The sequence below is a fragment of the Pseudomonas sp. S5D5 genome (assembly GCF_003013355.1).
Lineage (GTDB): Bacteria > Pseudomonadota > Gammaproteobacteria > Pseudomonadales > Pseudomonadaceae > Aquipseudomonas > Aquipseudomonas aylmerensis.
Map to the genome: position 1 here is coordinate 4,938,641 of NZ_PTEO01000001.1, position 13,863 is coordinate 4,952,503.

Here is a 13,863-nt window from a genome sequence, read left to right on the forward strand (position 1 = left end):
ACACAATTGACCGGCGCTTACTGCTTCAAAGCCGCCCTGACACGGATACATTCGCTCAACTTTTTCATGGTGGTTTTCCCGTGGGTCAGGACCTTGCCGCTTGACAGGCGCCTGCGCTAAAGCACCCGGCCATCCCACCCCACTGTCACATGCCGTGGCAACTCGCGCCGATGTTCCAGCAGCCATGCATCCAGCGTATGCCCCACATGGGTCAGTACCCCCAACTGCGCACCGGTGTCGGCAATACTCTGCAACGCCAGCGTCAGGTCATTGTGATTACGCGGAGCTTGCGGCTGCGGCGGCATGGAGCAATCCAGCACCAGCACATCCAGCGGCTCGCGTTGCAACCAGGCCAGCGTGTCAGGCGGCAGGCCGACGGTGTCGGTGAGGTAGGCGATGCGGCGCCCCTCGCCTTCGAGCAGGTAACCCAGGGTCAGCCTGGAATGTTGCAACGGCAACGCGGTAACGCTCAGCGCGCCGAACTGCCGGGTTTCGAACGCGGCAAACGGCTGGCTGAAATCGAGGATGCCGGGATGCTTGTAGAGGTCGGACAAACCTTCCGGATCCGCCGGGCCGTGCACCGGTATCACCAGCCCCTGGCCCCAGCGCAAGTGCAGCAAGCCTTGCGCATGATCGGCGTGATAGTGGGTCTGGAAAATCCCGTTGAAACTGCGCGGCGGGAAACGTTCGGTGAGGTCGGGCAAGCCGCTGTCGATCAGCCAGCGCTGGTCGCCGCATTCGATCAGCGCGCTGCACGGTCGGCGGCGCAGGCTTGCATCGCTGCGCGCCATTGCGCACGCCGCGCACTCGCAGCCATACACCGGGACTTGCCGCGCGTCACCGGTGCCGAGCAGGGTCAGGCGCATGCCGAGTGCCCGTGGTCGAGGCAGCACAGCAGGCGCTCGACGGTGTGTTCCAGCGGGCCGGAATTGTCCAGCACGAACAACCCTGCGCCGTTACCGCTGATCAGCTGCGCCGTGAAGCGTGCATTGCGTGCCAGGCGCTCCTCGATATCCGCCAGGGACTCGCGTCCTCGCGCGATCAGGCGCTGGCGCAACACGGCTTGATCCACCGTCAGCAACAGCACCAGCAGGTTCGGATAGCGCTCGCGGGTCTGCGCCAGGTGCGCACGCGAGCCGTTGACCAGCACGTCCTGCCCCGCCGCCAGCCAGTCGTCGATTTCCCGGGGAATCCCATAGGACAACCCATTGGCCTGCCAACTGAGGGCAAACCCACCCTCGGCCTGCAGCGCCGCGAACTGCTGCGGGCTCACGCCCTGGGCCGCTTCACCCACCGCTTCCGCCGAGCGGGTGATCACGCGGCGCACGATGCGGCAGCCGCGCTCGGCCAAGCGCGGGCGTGCGGCATCCAGCAGGCTGTCCTTGCCCGAACCGGATGGCCCGATGAGATAGATCAACCTGCCCACCATCAAAACACCCTCTTCGCCTGTCGCCAGACTTGTTGCACTACAGGAAGCCCTTCGCGGCTGCGGGCCTGTACCAGGTCCGCGCGCAGGCCAATGGCAATTTCACCGCGATCCGTCAGCCCGGCCGCTTGCGCCGGCGCCAGGCTGATCATCTTGACCGCCCGCGACAGGTCGCCGCCGTCCTGCTGGTCGGCCAGCACGAACGCAGCCTGCAACAGGCTGGCCGGGTAGTAATCACTGGAAAGTATATCCAGCAATCCCTCGGCAGCCAGGCCGGCGGCGGCCACATTACCCGAGTGCGACCCACCGCGCACCACGTTCGGCGCGCCCATCAAGACTTTCATGTTGAGTGCCTGACACCCCTTCGCCGCCTCCAGCGTGGTCGGGAATTCGGCGATGGTCATGCCGTAGCGCGCCGACTCTTCCACATGCGCCAGGGTCGCGTCGTCATGGCTGGCCACCGACAGGCCGCGCCCCAGGCAATGCTCGACGATGGCCGCGCGATAACGGTCGCTGTACTCCCGCGAGTTAGCCATCTGCAGCACGATAAAAGCGTCCATGGTTTCGTCGTTGAGGTGGTACTTGCCCATGTAGTACTCACGGTACTTGGATTCGAGCACGAACTGGCGCTGGCCCGGCGAGTGGTCCATCACCGAGACCAGGCGCACCAGCGGGTTTTCCACCAGGTCGCGGAACACGCTGAGGGTGTCGGGGTGGCACAGCTCGCAGCGCAGGTGCAGGTGATGCTCGGCGCGCGTCAGGCCGGCGCCTTCTGCCGCAGCGATCGCGTCGAGCATCGCCGGCAGCTTCTTCATGCGATTGCCCTTGGGGTTCACGTCGCCGATGGACACCGCATCGAACACCGTGGTGATGCCCGCCGCGATGATTTGCGCATCATGGCTGAGCACCGCCGAGGTCGACGGCCAGTCCACGCCGGGGCGCGGGGTCATGTGTTTTTCCAGGTTGTCGGTGTGCAATTCCACCAGGCCGGGGAGCAGGCAATCCCCGCCCAGATCCTGGGCCTGGGGCAACTGGCTGCGACCTTCGGCGATGTCGACGATCTTGCCGTCGCGCAGCACCACGCAGCCGAGGAACATGCGATCAGCGGTGACCACCTGGGCATTACTGAGGATCTGTTCAGCGGGCATGTGCGTATTCCTCTTCGGCAACGGGCGTGGGGGTCATGTCGAAATGGCGGTCAGCAACCGCTTCACGGGCAGCGCGGTCGTGGAAGATGCCGATCAGCGCGGCACCGCTGGCCTTGGCTTCGTTGATCAGTTCCAGCACCACCTGGCGGTTGCTGTCATCCAGCGACGCGGTGGGTTCGTCCAGCAGCATCACCGGCCACTCCACCATGAAGCCGCGGGCGATGTTGACGCGCTGCTGCTCGCCTCCGGAGAAGGTCCCGGGCGCCAGTTGCCACAGGCGCTGGGGGATGTTCAGGCGCGCCAGCAAGTGCTCGGCACGCGACTGCGCATCGGCCTTGGACCAGCCACGCGCCAGCGCCGGCTCCATGACCACATCCAGGCACGCCACGCGCGGGATCACCCGCAGGAATTGGCTGACGTAACCGAGGGTCTGCTGGCGCACCTGCAGAATGTCGCGCGGCGCCGCGCCGACCAGCTCCAGCCACGCCTGCGCATGACGTACGCGGATGCTGCCGCCCGCCGGCAAATAGTTGCCATACAGGGTACGCAGCAAGGTGCTCTTACCCGCGCCGGACTGGCCATGCAGTACCAGGCATTCGCCCGCCTGCACGCTGAACCCCACGCCGCGCAGCACGTTGAGTACCACCCCATGCTGCTGGTGCAGGGTGAAGGTTTTCGAGAGGTCACGGACCTCGATCAAGGCATTCGTCATGGCTGCAGTACCGAAGACACCAGCAGTTGAGAGTAAGGGTGTTGTGGATCGTCGAGGATCTGGTCGGTCAACCCGGTTTCCACCACCCGCGAGCGACGCATCACCATCAGGCGATCAGCGAGCAGGCGGGCCACGGCCAGGTCGTGGGTAACGATCACCACCGCCAGGTCCAGCTCACGCACCAGGCCGCGCAGCAGATCGAGCAGCCGCGCTTGCACCGACACATCCAGGCCGCCGGTAGGCTCATCCATGAACACCAGGCGCGGGCTCGAAACCAGGTTGCGGGCGATTTGCAGGCGCTGCTGCATGCCGCCCGAGAAAGTGCGCGGCAGGTCATCGATACGCTGCGGATCGATTTCCACCTGGCCCAGCCAGTCCAGGCCGGCACCGCGCAGTTGCGCATAGTTGCGCACGCCCTGGGCCATCAGGCGCTCGCCGATATTCGCGCCGGCCGACACGCCCATGCGCAGGCCGTCGCGGGGGTTCTGCTCGACAAAGCCCCATTCGGTGCGCAGCAAGGTGCGGCGGTCGGCTTCGCTGGCGCTGTAGAGGTCAAGCCATTCGCCGTCTTTGCTGCGATAGCCGATGCTCCCCGCCTGCGGTGGCAAACGCCCGCTCAGCAGCGAGAGCAAGGTGGACTTGCCCGAACCGGACTCGCCGACGATGCCCAGCACTTCGCCGGGGTACAGGTCAAAACTGACGCCCTGGCAACCCTTCTCCGGGCCGTACAACAGGGACAGGTCGCGGACTTGCAATAACGGCTGGCTCACTGGTTGTTCTCCTTGACCCGCTGGGCGCAATACCAGGTGTCGGAACACACGAAACTCTGGGTCCCGGCGTCATCCAGAATCAGCTCATCGAGGAACGAATCATGGCTGCCGCAGATGGCGCAGTTGTGCTCCCACTGCTGCACTTCGAACGGGTGATCCTCGAAGTCCAGACTGGTGACCTGGGTGTAGGGCGGCACCGCGTACAGGCGCTTTTCGCGACCGGCGCCGAACAGCATCAAGGCCGGGCTCATGTCGAGCTTGGGGTTGTCGAATTTGGGGATCGGCGACGGGTCCATCACGTAGCGCTCATCGACCATCACCGGGTACGCATAGCTGGTGGCGATATGGCCAAAGGTGGCGATGTCTTCGTAGAGCTTCACGTGCATCACGCCGTAATCATTCAGCGCATGCATAGTGCGCGTCTCGGTTTCCGACGGTTCGATAAAGCGCAGCGGTTCCGGGATCGGCACCTGGTAAACCATGACCTGGCCGGCCTGCAGCGGGGTCTCCGGGATGCGGTGGCGGGTCTGGATCACCGTTGCTTCAGGGGTCGCCTCGGTAGTAGCGACGCCCGCGGTGCGCGCGAAGAAGCGGCGAATCGAGACGGCGTTGGTGGTGTCGTCGGCGCCCTGGTCGATGACCTTGAGTACGTCATCGGCGCCGAGGATCGCGGCGGTCAGTTGCATGCCGCCGGTGCCCCAGCCATACGGCAACGGCATCTCGCGACCGCCGAACGGCACCTGGTAACCGGGGATCGCCACGGCCTTGAGCAAGGCGCGGCGGATCATGCGCTTGGTCTGCTCGTCGAGGTAGGCGAAGTTGTAGGCCGGGTCGCGTACCGGCGCTTGCGTCAGGTCATTCATGGCGGGTGCCCTCGGCCGGTTGGCGCAGTTTGCGGATCAGTTCCAGTTCGGACTGGAAGTCCACGTAGTGCGGTAATTTGAGGTGCGAAACAAAGCCCGCCGCCTCGACGTTGTCGCAATGCGCCAGCACAAATTCCTCGCGCTGGGCCGGCGAGACGATCTCTTCGTTGTATTCCCCGGCGCGCAGTGAGCGGTCGACCAGTGCCATGCCCATGGCCTTGCGCTCGGCATGCCCGAACGCCAGGCCATAACCGCGCGTGAACTGCGCAAGCTCGGTGGCCGAGCCGACGAACTGGTTGACCATCTCGCACTCGGTCACTTCGATGCTGCCCAGGCAGATGGGGAAGCCCAGCTCTTCGGGGTCGATCCAGACCTCCACGTCGCCGATGCGAATCTCGCCGGCAAACGGGTGGTTACGGCCGTAGCCGCGCTGGGTCGAATACCCCAGCGCCAGCAGGAAACCTTCATCGCCACGGGCCAGGGCCTGCAGGCGCTCGGCGCGGCTGGCGGGGTACTCCAGCGGGTCGCGGGTGATGTCGGCGACACGCGCGTTGTCGTCGGTTTCGTGCTTGATCAGGCCTTCCTTGGCGAGCAAACCGAGCACGCGCGGGCAGGCTTCCAGCGTCGCCTCGGGCGTGGTCTGCGGCCCCGGATATTCGCCGTCGGCCAGCAGCGCAAAATCCAGCAGCCGATGGGTGTAGTCGAAAGTCGGGCCGAGCAATTGGCCGCCGGGCACGTCCTTGAACGTGGCGGACAAGCGCCGGCTCAAGGACATTTGCGCGGTGTCGATCGGCAGGCTCGGGCTGAAGCGCGGCAGCGTGGTGCGGTAGGCGCGCAACAGGAAAATCGCCTCCACCAGATCCCCCGCCGCTTGCTTGATCGCGAGCGCGGCGAGTTCGGCGTCGAACAGCGAGCCCTCGGTCATTACGCGGGCCACGGCCAGGGGCAGTTGCTGGCGAATCTGCTCGACACTGAGTTCAGGAATCGCGGTATCGCCCCGGCGTTTTTTTGCCAGCAGGCGGTGGGCATTGTCGATGGCCTGTTCGCCACCTTTGACGGCTACGTACATCAGGCGTGCTCCTCTGCGATGCGGCTGCTGCGCGGCAGGCCGATCAGGTGATGGCCGGCGGCGAACAGCACGTCCAGACCACGGGGGAAGGCGTCGCGGCGCTGACGCTCGTGCCAGAAAGCTTGTGGCACCGGCACGTGCACCCGGCGCTGGGCCTGGATACCCGGACCGCGCCAGAGCAGGCCGCGACCGGCTTCCAGGTCGGTGAGCTGCACCAGCAAAGTGCAGGACTGATCGGGATAGCGGTCATTGCCGTGGTCGAAGCCGCCGAGGTCGAGCAGGTCCTGCTCGCCCAGCAGTGCAAACACGGCGTCCTCGCGCTTATCCGTGAGCGGGCAACCGCAGTGGAAGGCCAGGTTGGCGCGGATCAGCGGCGTGTCGAAGCTCGGCGCCAGCCATAGCGGCGTGTCCACATCCAGCAGCGCCAGGCACAAGGCGTAGGTGGCGGGCGCCAGCCCGTCAAGGCGCGGGGCCGAAGGCAGGTGCTGGATCAAACCCGGTTCGGCCAGGGCCTTGAGGGCGGCGCAAAAGCCGCGCTGGGCATCCAGGACCGGGTCGACAAACGCCGGTTGCAACAGGTGAGCGCTCATCAGTTTTCTCCTCGCACCAGGGTGAAAAACTCGACCTTGGTGGCCGCCGTGTCGGCTTCTTTTTGCGCGCGGCGTTGTGCCTGGGCACTGGCCAGCGCGGTGATCAGGTCGCTGAGCCAAATGCTCGGATGAGCGCCTTGCAGGTGGGCGTCGGCCAGGGCGGCCAGTTCGGCGTGGACCTTGTCGCGCCCGGCCAGGTAGCTGTAGCCGGTGCGACCATCAGCCAGGCGCACCACGCAGCGGGTCACGCTCATTTCGCCGAGATTGAACGGCGCGCCATTACCGCCCATGCGGCCGCGCACCAGGGTCATGCCGATTTCCGGAGCGCGAATGGTCTGGTATTCCACGTCTTTCAACGCGGCTTCATGCGGTTGCAGTTCACTGAGTTGGGCGCGGGCAAGCACGCCAATCCAGTGTTGACGCGGGGACAGGTTCATCGTGGTCTCCATCAAGTCACCACTTGGTACTGGAAGCGATCCGAACGGCTGGTGGACTGCGCCAGCTCCACCGGGCGGCCATCGCGATCGCAGGAAAGGGTAAACACGGTGAGGGCCGGCAAATGCCGGGGCATCAGCAGCAGCGCGGCTTCATCGCGGTTGGGCAAGCGCGCACCGATCAGGCTTTGGGTGCGCGTCAGCGGCAGGTCACGCTCACGCAGGTACTGGCGCAACGAGCCGCCGGTGTAGTCGGCCAGCAACGGCGCGCGGCTGGCGCAGTAGCGATGGCGGATCAGGCTGACGGGCTGGTGGTCGAGTTTGCGCAGGGTTTGCAGCTCGATCATCGGCGCCATTTCGGCGATGCCCAGGTGCCCGGCTTCCTCGCGGCTGGCGTAGCAGTAGCGGCGCTTGAGCAGCACCGCCTCGACACCGACACCCTGGGCCGACAAGGATTGGCTGTAGGAGGTCTCGGCGCCCATCGAGTAGATCAGCGGCCGGTCGAGCACCTGGGTGCCCTTGCCCTGGCGGCGCAACAGGCTGCCCTCGAACACCAGCTCATCGATGGCGCGGCGCAGGGTGTGGCGGTTGACGCCGAAGCGTTCGGCCATGTGCACCTCGCCGGGGAGGAAGTCGCCGGCTTGGTAGCTGCTCAGTTCACGGCGCAGGATGTCCGCGAGTTCGCGGTACACCGGTTCTTCTTGTCTAGACAACTGCATGCTTAAAAAAAGCGCCGCGCGGGCACCCCTCCGAGGTCAGATGAACTGCTTGCGCAGGCGTTGGGACAGCACGTCGATCAAGCTCACCACCACGATGATCACCAGCAGCACCGCGCAGGTTTGTACGAACTGGAAGGCGCGGATGTTTTCCCAGAGGATCACGCCGATCCCGCCGGCACCGACCATGCCCACCACCGTGGCCGACCGCACGTTGGCTTCGAAGCGGTACAACGCGTAGCTCACCCACAGCGGCATGACCTGCGGGATCACGCCGTAGATGACTTCCTGCAAGGCACTCGCGCCAGTGGCCCGCACGCCTTCCACCGGGCCCGGGTCGATGGCCTCGACGGCTTCGGCAAACAGCTTGGCGAGTACGCCGGTGGTGCTGATCCACAGGGCCAGGACACCGGCGAAGGGACCGAGGCCGACGGCAACCACGAACAACATCGCGAACACCATTTCATTGATCGAGCGGAAGGCATCCATGACCCGGCGCAGCGGCTGGTGGACCCACCAGGGGGTGATGTTGTCGGCACACAGGATGCCCAGCGGCACTGAGCAGACGATGGCCAACACCGTGCCCCAGAGGGCGATTTGCACGGTGACGATCATTTCCTTGAGGTAGGAGCGCCATTCGTGGAAATCCGGCGGGAAGAAGTCCGCGGCGAAGGTCGCCATGTTTCCGGAGTCGCGGTACAGCGCCAGCGGGTTCATTTCCGCGCCGTGCCAGGCCCAGGCCAGCAGGACCAGGAACAGGCCCCAGCCGAGGTATTGCGGCCAGGTCCTTTTGCCAACCGCTTCAGCGTGCAAAGTCGTCATGGGTCACTCTCGGTATAAGGTTGGAACCTGCTTAATGTGGGAGTGGGCTTGCTCGCGAATGCTGAGAATCAGTCGCCGGATGCGTTGAATGACACACCGTATTCGCGAGCAAGCCGGCTCCCACCTAGAGCCCGGTTCCTACAGGGGGTTAGCCGTTGGCTGCGGTTTTCTTGTCCAGCTCGGAGATGCGCTGTTGCAGCTTGGCCAGGTCGGCGTCGATGTCCGCCAGCTTCTTGGCCTTGTCAGCGGCTTCGAGGTGGTCGTCAGCGCTGATGGTGGTGCGCTGCTTGAACAGCTCCAGCTGGCGGATCGGCAACAGTTGGTCGTCGTTGGAGGCGAGGAACTTGCCCAGTTGCATGTTCTTCAGCACCGCCTTCTCTTCATCGGTGTCGCCGTAGTGGGCGAAGAAATCGCGGATCTTGGTCTTCTCGCTGTCGCTCAGCGCCTTGCTCCACACCATCGGGTCGGCCGGGATCAGCGGCGACTTCCAGATCACCTTGAGCATCGCGGCCTTGTCCGGCTGGGTGACTTCCAGGCGGTCCCAGCTTTCGGTGTTGAAGGTGGCGACGTCCAACTGCCCCTTGGCCACGCTCAGCGCGTTGACTTCATGGCTGGAGTTCAGCGTGCGCTTGAAGGCGGTGGCGGCGTCGACGTGGTTCTTGGCGAACACGTAGTAGCCCGGCACCAGATAGCCCGAGGTCGAGTTCGGATCACCGTTGCCGAAGGTCAGGTTCTTGGCGTTCTTGAGCATGTCGTCGACGTTGTTGATCGGGCTGTCCTTGCGCACGATCAGCACGCTCCAGTAACCGGCGGCGCCGTTGGCGGCGGCGGTCTGGGCGAAGATCTCGCCGTTGGAGCGGTCCACCGCTTCCATCGCGGCCTTGTTGCCGAGCCATGCCACGTCGACCTTGTTGAACCGCATGCCCTGGATCAGGCCGGCGTAGTCGGAGGCAAAGGTGGCGTTGATGGTCAGGCCGGTCTTCTTGTGCATGTCATCCAGGAAGGGCTGCCAGATGCTCTTGAGGTTCTGCGAAGACTCGGTGGACATGATGCCGAAGTTGATGGCTTTGTCCGCCGCGTAGGCATTGCCCATCGCGGCACTCGCCAGTAACGCGGCAGACAGAAACACGTGGCCGATACGGTTCAACATGGACGGGATTCCTGTGGGTCGTGAGTAGGGTTTCAAGCGCGCGCCAGGGCCAGCCGAGGGGTCACCTCGGTGCGGCGGGTCTGGTCGGAAAACATCAGGCTGGTGTCGACGTCGGCACCGTACAAATCATTCAGGAACTGGCTGCTCATCGCGCTGCCCTGCCCGTCGAAGTGAATGCGCCCGCCTTTGAGCGCCACGGCGCGGGGGCAATAACGCATGGCGTAATCGACTTGATGCAGGGTCACGACGACGGTCTTGCCGTCGCGGCGGTTGATGTCGGCGAGGATCTCCATGACCTTGCGCGCCGACTCCGGATCGAGCGAGGCGATCGGTTCATCGGCAAGAATCACCTCGGCACGCTGGGTCAATGCCCGGGCAATCGCCACGCGTTGCTGCTGGCCGCCGGACAAGGTGGACGCGCGTTGCGCAGCCAGGTCGGCCAGGCCCACACGCGCCAGGGACTCGAGCGCAAAGGCCTTCTCCTCGGCATTGAACAACCCGAGGTTGCCACGCCAGCGCGGCATGCGGCCCAGGCAACCGAGCAGCACGTTGTCGAGCACGCTCAGGCGATTGACCAGGTTGAACTGCTGGAAGATGTAGCCGATGTCCGCGCGCAACCGCCGTACCTTGCCGTTCAACCGTCCACTGGCCTGCACCTCCCGCCCCAACACCTTGACGCTGCCGCCGTTGCTCTTGTCGCAACACGCCAGGCCCGCCAGGTGGCGCAACAAGGTGGACTTGCCGGAACCGGAAGCGCCAATCAGCGCGACCATCTCACCGGCGGCAATGGTGAGTTCGAGGTCGACCAATGCGGATTTCTTCGCAAAGGTCTTGTTCAAGTGATCGACATGGATAGCGTGAGTCATGGGCTTCTCTGTCTTGTTTGAACAGCCAATGGATGGCTGCGGTTGAGTTCAAACGACAGTAGGCCTGGGCTGTGTCAGCCCTATGACTTGCACATGACTACAGGGGGTCGGTTGGATGAAGGTTTTGTGAAAGGTTGGATGCGACCCTGCGTGGTCTTAGTGTGGCGAGCAGGCTTGCCCTGCGCTGGGCTGCTCAGCAGCCCCAATAAGACCACCGCGTTTATTCAGGCAGAACGCGTCGTCAGGCTTCAGGGCCGCTTCGCAGCCCAACGCAGGGCAAGCCTGCTCGCCACAACCTGTCCGCTTCTTCTAGGAACTGTCCTACAACCCGTGTGGATTGCTATAACGCACCGTTAGCCTCTCGCAGTCGCTGCTCATCTCAGCGACCAGGCTTGGTCGCCTGGGTTAGAATGGCGCACAGTGCCGCGCAAGCGGCATTATTGCGTTCGCGTTGTGGCGAGCTGTGCGTGGGAGGGCTCAGGCCCTGCCGGATTTCCATTCCCTGGTCGACCAACCTGCGTATAGCTCGCTCCCCTTCTGCTTGGTCGCGGATGTGGTGCAGAGGGTTGAGATTGCGCAGTTGTTGGTAGATCAAGCGCTGAATCGCGAGTGCCCCGTGGCCTGATGGCTGAGACGATCTATGTGAGAGCTGGCTTGCCTGCGATGGCGGTGGGTCAGTTGGCAGATTTATGCCTGACACACTGCTATCGCAGGCAAGCCTGCTCCCACATTTGTTCCGTGTGCATTAGGGGATATTGGCGTCGCGGGCGCGCAGTCGCGGGGTGACGAAATCCAGGAATGCGCGCACTTTCAGCGGCAATGGCGCCTGGCCTTTATGCACCAGGTTGATGGGCAATGCGGCCGATTCGAACGACTGCAGCACCACCTGCAAATCACCCTTTTGCACTGCATCCGCCACTTGATACGACAGCACCCGAATCACACCAACATCCAGTGTCGCCGCCGTGATTGCCGCTTCCGCGGTGTTCACCGACAGCCGCGAATGCACTGGCACGCTCTGTTGCGCTTTACCCGCACCAAACACCCAGGCGCCCACCGAGGCCAGCACTTCGAAAGTAATGCAGTTATGGTCAGCCAGCGCCTGCGGCGTGGCCGGCACGCCATGGGTTTGCAAATACCGGGGACTGGCACACACCACCCGCCGCACCGTGCCGACTTGCACGGCCTTGAGCGAACTGTCCGGCAGGTCACCAATGCGCACGGCCACGTCGCACTGTTCTTCCATCAAGTGCACCACGCGGTCGGTGAGCATCAGGTTGATGCTGATTTCGGGGTACTGCGCGAGAAACTCCGCCACCACCGGCACGATATGCAGGCGCCCGAACACGATGGGCGCGGTCACCACCAACTCGCCCTTGGGCACCGCATATTCACCGGTCGCCGCCCGCTCTGCTTCACCAATGTCCTCAAGAATTCGCCGGCACGCGGCCAGATAAGACGCGCCCACGTCCGTCAGCGACAACTGCCGCGTGGTGCGGTGCAGCAGCCGGGACTTCAAATGGGCTTCGAGTTCCGCGACTTTGCGGCTGACGGAGGCCAGCGGCATGTCCAACTTGCGTGCGGCCGCCGACAGGCTGCCCGCGTCGACCACTGCAACAAACACCGACATCGACTCAAGACGGTTCATGACGCCCTATCAAATTTTGGAAGGATGATTCCCGATCCTAGGGGATTATCGACATAAATGCGACTGCGTAAGGTTGCTCACTCAACCCCCTGCAACAAAAGGAAAGTGCCGTGAGCAGCCTGCCGATAACGTCCGAGAGTTCCCCGCCGCGAGGCAAGATCATCATGATGGCGGTGATCGCCGGGGCGGTGGTCACCAATATTTATTGCACGCAGCCGGTGCTGCCGTTGATTGCCTCGGACATGCGCGTCCCCGTGTCGACGGTCAACCTGGTGGCGGGTGCGGCCTTGCTGGGATTTGCCACCGGGCTGGCCCTGTTGCTGCCGATGGGCGACCGCTTCGATCGGCGCAAGTTGGTGCTGGGGCAAATCGCACTGGCGTTTTGTTTTGCCTTGGCGGCGGCCTTTGCGCCGAGTATCTGGGCGCTGATCGGTGCCTCGTTTGGCCTGGGAATGGTGTGTTGCGTGCCACAGCAACTGGTGCCGTTCGCGGCGGTGATGTCGTCGCCGCATGAGCGCGGGCGCAACGTGGGCACGGTGGTCAGCGGGATCATGCTGGGGATTTTGCTCGGGCGCACGATCAGCGGCGTGGTCGGCGAGGCCTATGGCTGGCGCGCGGTGTATGCGCTTGAGGCGGTATTCATGATCCCGGTGTGGTTTATCGCGGCCAAGCTGCTGCCGCCGGGCGTGCCGAGCAGCAATCTTTCCTACCCGCGCCTGCTGGCTTCGCTCTGGCCGCTGATGCGCGATAACAGCCCAATCCGGCAATCGATGATGGTGCAGGCGTTGTTGTGGGCGTGCTTCAACGCGTTTTGGGTGAATCTGGCGGGGTTGCTGGCCAATGGGCCGTGGCAGCTGGGCAGTGCCTGGGCCGGTGGTTTCGGAATTATCGGCGCGATGGGCGCATTCGCCGCCTCGTACGGTGGTCGGGCGGCGGACAAGGTCGGCTGTCGCAAGGTGATCGGCGCCAGCGTGGGCATTGTGATCTTGGCGTATCTGTTGCTGGCCGGGGCGCAGACGTCGCTGGCTTTGCTGGTGGTGGGCGTGATCGTGCTGGATATCGGCGTGCAGGCGGGGTTGGTGGCGAATCAGACGCGGGCGTTTGCGGTAGACCCGAAGGCGCAGGGGCGGATCAATAGTTTGTACATGACCGCGACGTTTGTGGGTGGGGCGATTGGGGCGACGGTGAGTGGATGGTTGATGGCACAGTTTGGGTGGATGGGGATTGTGCAGTTCGGGGTGGTGCTGGGCGTATTGGCCGGGTTGATTCACTGGCTCGGTGGCTTCGAGCGTTCGCTCAAACTCCAGAACGAATGAAGCTCGAATGGGGGAGCTGGCTTGCCTGCGATTGCGGTATAGCTGCAATTGATTCGGCACCTGACACACCGCCATCGCGGGCAAGCCCGGCTCCCACACTTGGACTTTGTTGTTGGCGGGAATGCATTTCTGGATCGTACACAGCTCCCCTGTGGGAGCTGGCTTGCCTGCGAATGCGGTAGATCAGGCACCCACTGCATCAACTGCCAGGCCGCCATCGCGGGCAAGCCCGCTCCCACAGGGGATCCGGGTATGGCTTGGGCTCCTGGGTGTACGCAGATCAAATGTGGGAGCTGGCTTGCCTGCGATGGCGGTATAGCTGCAATTGATTCG

The 13,863-nt window shown here is 64.0% G+C and carries 15 protein-coding genes; 1 reads left to right on the forward strand and 14 read right to left on the reverse strand.

The genetic code is table 11. The features are described from left to right. Positions 1-116: 116 nt before the first annotated feature. The 14 genes from phnP to C9990_RS22465 all read right to left on the reverse strand — a co-directional run bounded on the left by phnP (position 117) and on the right by C9990_RS22465 (position 12,214). The gene (phnP, locus tag C9990_RS22390; protein ID WP_106804708.1) at positions 117-866 is read right to left on the reverse strand and encodes a phosphonate metabolism protein PhnP; all 750 of its coding nucleotides are present in this window, start codon (positions 864-866) and stop codon (positions 117-119) included. Continuing rightward, positions 857-1,429, reverse strand: coding sequence for a phosphonate metabolism protein/1,5-bisphosphokinase (PRPP-forming) PhnN (gene phnN, locus C9990_RS22395; RefSeq protein ID WP_106804709.1), 573 nt, complete (start codon positions 1,427-1,429; stop codon positions 857-859). Before phnN ends, phnP begins: the two co-directional genes overlap by 10 nt. Beyond that, positions 1,429-2,574: an alpha-D-ribose 1-methylphosphonate 5-triphosphate diphosphatase gene (locus tag C9990_RS22400; RefSeq protein ID WP_065901617.1), complete on the reverse strand. Its 1,146-nt coding sequence runs from the start codon at positions 2,572-2,574 to the stop codon at positions 1,429-1,431. Before C9990_RS22400 ends, phnN begins: the two co-directional genes overlap by 1 nt. Then, positions 2,564-3,286: a phosphonate C-P lyase system protein PhnL gene (phnL, locus tag C9990_RS22405; RefSeq protein ID WP_106804710.1), complete on the reverse strand. Its 723-nt coding sequence runs from the start codon at positions 3,284-3,286 to the stop codon at positions 2,564-2,566. Before phnL ends, C9990_RS22400 begins: the two co-directional genes overlap by 11 nt. Further along, positions 3,283-4,092 (reverse strand): phosphonate C-P lyase system protein PhnK, encoded by an 810-nt coding sequence (gene phnK, locus C9990_RS22410; protein WP_177410374.1) that lies wholly within the window; start codon positions 4,090-4,092, stop codon positions 3,283-3,285. The genes phnL and phnK overlap by 4 nt, the downstream gene beginning before the upstream one ends. Then, positions 4,053-4,919: an alpha-D-ribose 1-methylphosphonate 5-phosphate C-P-lyase PhnJ gene (locus C9990_RS22415; protein ID WP_106804712.1), complete on the reverse strand. Its 867-nt coding sequence runs from the start codon at positions 4,917-4,919 to the stop codon at positions 4,053-4,055. The genes phnK and C9990_RS22415 overlap by 40 nt, the downstream gene beginning before the upstream one ends. Continuing rightward, entirely contained in the window at positions 4,912-5,988 is a 1,077-nt protein-coding gene (locus tag C9990_RS22420) for a carbon-phosphorus lyase complex subunit PhnI (RefSeq protein WP_065901624.1), read from the reverse strand. Before C9990_RS22420 ends, C9990_RS22415 begins: the two co-directional genes overlap by 8 nt. Continuing rightward, complete coding sequence (gene phnH / locus C9990_RS22425; protein ID WP_106804713.1) at positions 5,988-6,578, reverse strand: phosphonate C-P lyase system protein PhnH; 591 nt, start codon at positions 6,576-6,578, stop codon at positions 5,988-5,990. Before phnH ends, C9990_RS22420 begins: the two co-directional genes overlap by 1 nt. Then, entirely contained in the window at positions 6,578-7,015 is a 438-nt protein-coding gene (gene phnG, locus C9990_RS22430; protein ID WP_106804714.1) for a phosphonate C-P lyase system protein PhnG, read from the reverse strand. Before phnG ends, phnH begins: the two co-directional genes overlap by 1 nt. 11 nt (positions 7,016-7,026) lie before the next feature. After that, complete coding sequence (gene phnF / locus C9990_RS22435; protein WP_162946071.1) at positions 7,027-7,731, reverse strand: phosphonate metabolism transcriptional regulator PhnF; 705 nt, start codon at positions 7,729-7,731, stop codon at positions 7,027-7,029. A 36-nt stretch (positions 7,732-7,767) separates the two neighbouring features. Beyond that, positions 7,768-8,550, reverse strand: coding sequence for a phosphonate ABC transporter, permease protein PhnE (gene phnE / locus C9990_RS22440; protein WP_058427920.1), 783 nt, complete (start codon positions 8,548-8,550; stop codon positions 7,768-7,770). Positions 8,551-8,698: 148 nt separating this feature from the next. Continuing rightward, complete coding sequence (gene phnD, locus C9990_RS22450) at positions 8,699-9,700, reverse strand: phosphonate ABC transporter substrate-binding protein (RefSeq protein WP_065901633.1); 1,002 nt, start codon at positions 9,698-9,700, stop codon at positions 8,699-8,701. Between the two features lie 32 nt (positions 9,701-9,732). Beyond that, positions 9,733-10,566 carry a phosphonate ABC transporter ATP-binding protein gene (phnC, locus tag C9990_RS22455; RefSeq protein ID WP_065901634.1) on the reverse strand — a complete coding sequence of 278 codons (834 nt, stop codon included), beginning with the start codon at positions 10,564-10,566 and terminating at the stop codon, positions 9,733-9,735. Positions 10,567-11,311: 745 nt separating this feature from the next. Beyond that, positions 11,312-12,214, reverse strand: coding sequence for a LysR family transcriptional regulator (locus C9990_RS22465; RefSeq protein ID WP_106804715.1), 903 nt, complete (start codon positions 12,212-12,214; stop codon positions 11,312-11,314). Between the two features lie 110 nt (positions 12,215-12,324). On the opposite strand from C9990_RS22465, the gene C9990_RS22470 reads away from it, so the two are divergent. Beyond that, complete coding sequence (locus C9990_RS22470; RefSeq protein ID WP_106804716.1) at positions 12,325-13,530, forward strand: MFS transporter; 1,206 nt, start codon at positions 12,325-12,327, stop codon at positions 13,528-13,530. Positions 13,531-13,863 lie beyond the last annotated feature (333 nt).

Excerpts from the sequence above, each read along its gene's own strand:
- phnG (WP_106804714.1), bottom strand. The coding sequence starts at position 7,015 with ATGAACCTGTCCCCGCGTCAACACTGGATTGGCGTGCTTGCCCGCGCC.
- phnD (WP_065901633.1), bottom strand. The coding sequence starts at position 9,700 with ATGTTGAACCGTATCGGCCACGTGTTTCTGTCTGCCGCGTTACTGGCG.
- phnL (WP_106804710.1), bottom strand. The coding sequence starts at position 3,286 with ATGACGAATGCCTTGATCGAGGTCCGTGACCTCTCGAAAACCTTCACC.
- phnF (WP_162946071.1), bottom strand. The coding sequence starts at position 7,731 with ATGCAGTTGTCTAGACAAGAAGAACCGGTGTACCGCGAACTCGCGGAC.
- phnC (WP_065901634.1), bottom strand. The coding sequence starts at position 10,566 with ATGACTCACGCTATCCATGTCGATCACTTGAACAAGACCTTTGCGAAG.
- C9990_RS22400 (WP_065901617.1), bottom strand. The coding sequence starts at position 2,574 with ATGCCCGCTGAACAGATCCTCAGTAATGCCCAGGTGGTCACCGCTGAT.
- C9990_RS22465 (WP_106804715.1), bottom strand. The coding sequence starts at position 12,214 with ATGAACCGTCTTGAGTCGATGTCGGTGTTTGTTGCAGTGGTCGACGCG.
- phnN (WP_106804709.1), bottom strand. The coding sequence starts at position 1,429 with ATGGTGGGCAGGTTGATCTATCTCATCGGGCCATCCGGTTCGGGCAAG.
- C9990_RS22420 (WP_065901624.1), bottom strand. The coding sequence starts at position 5,988 with ATGTACGTAGCCGTCAAAGGTGGCGAACAGGCCATCGACAATGCCCAC.
- phnE (WP_058427920.1), bottom strand. The coding sequence starts at position 8,550 with ATGACGACTTTGCACGCTGAAGCGGTTGGCAAAAGGACCTGGCCGCAA.
- phnP (WP_106804708.1), bottom strand. The coding sequence starts at position 866 with ATGCGCCTGACCCTGCTCGGCACCGGTGACGCGCGGCAAGTCCCGGTG.
- C9990_RS22415 (WP_106804712.1), bottom strand. The coding sequence starts at position 4,919 with ATGAATGACCTGACGCAAGCGCCGGTACGCGACCCGGCCTACAACTTC.
- phnH (WP_106804713.1), bottom strand. The coding sequence starts at position 6,578 with ATGAGCGCTCACCTGTTGCAACCGGCGTTTGTCGACCCGGTCCTGGAT.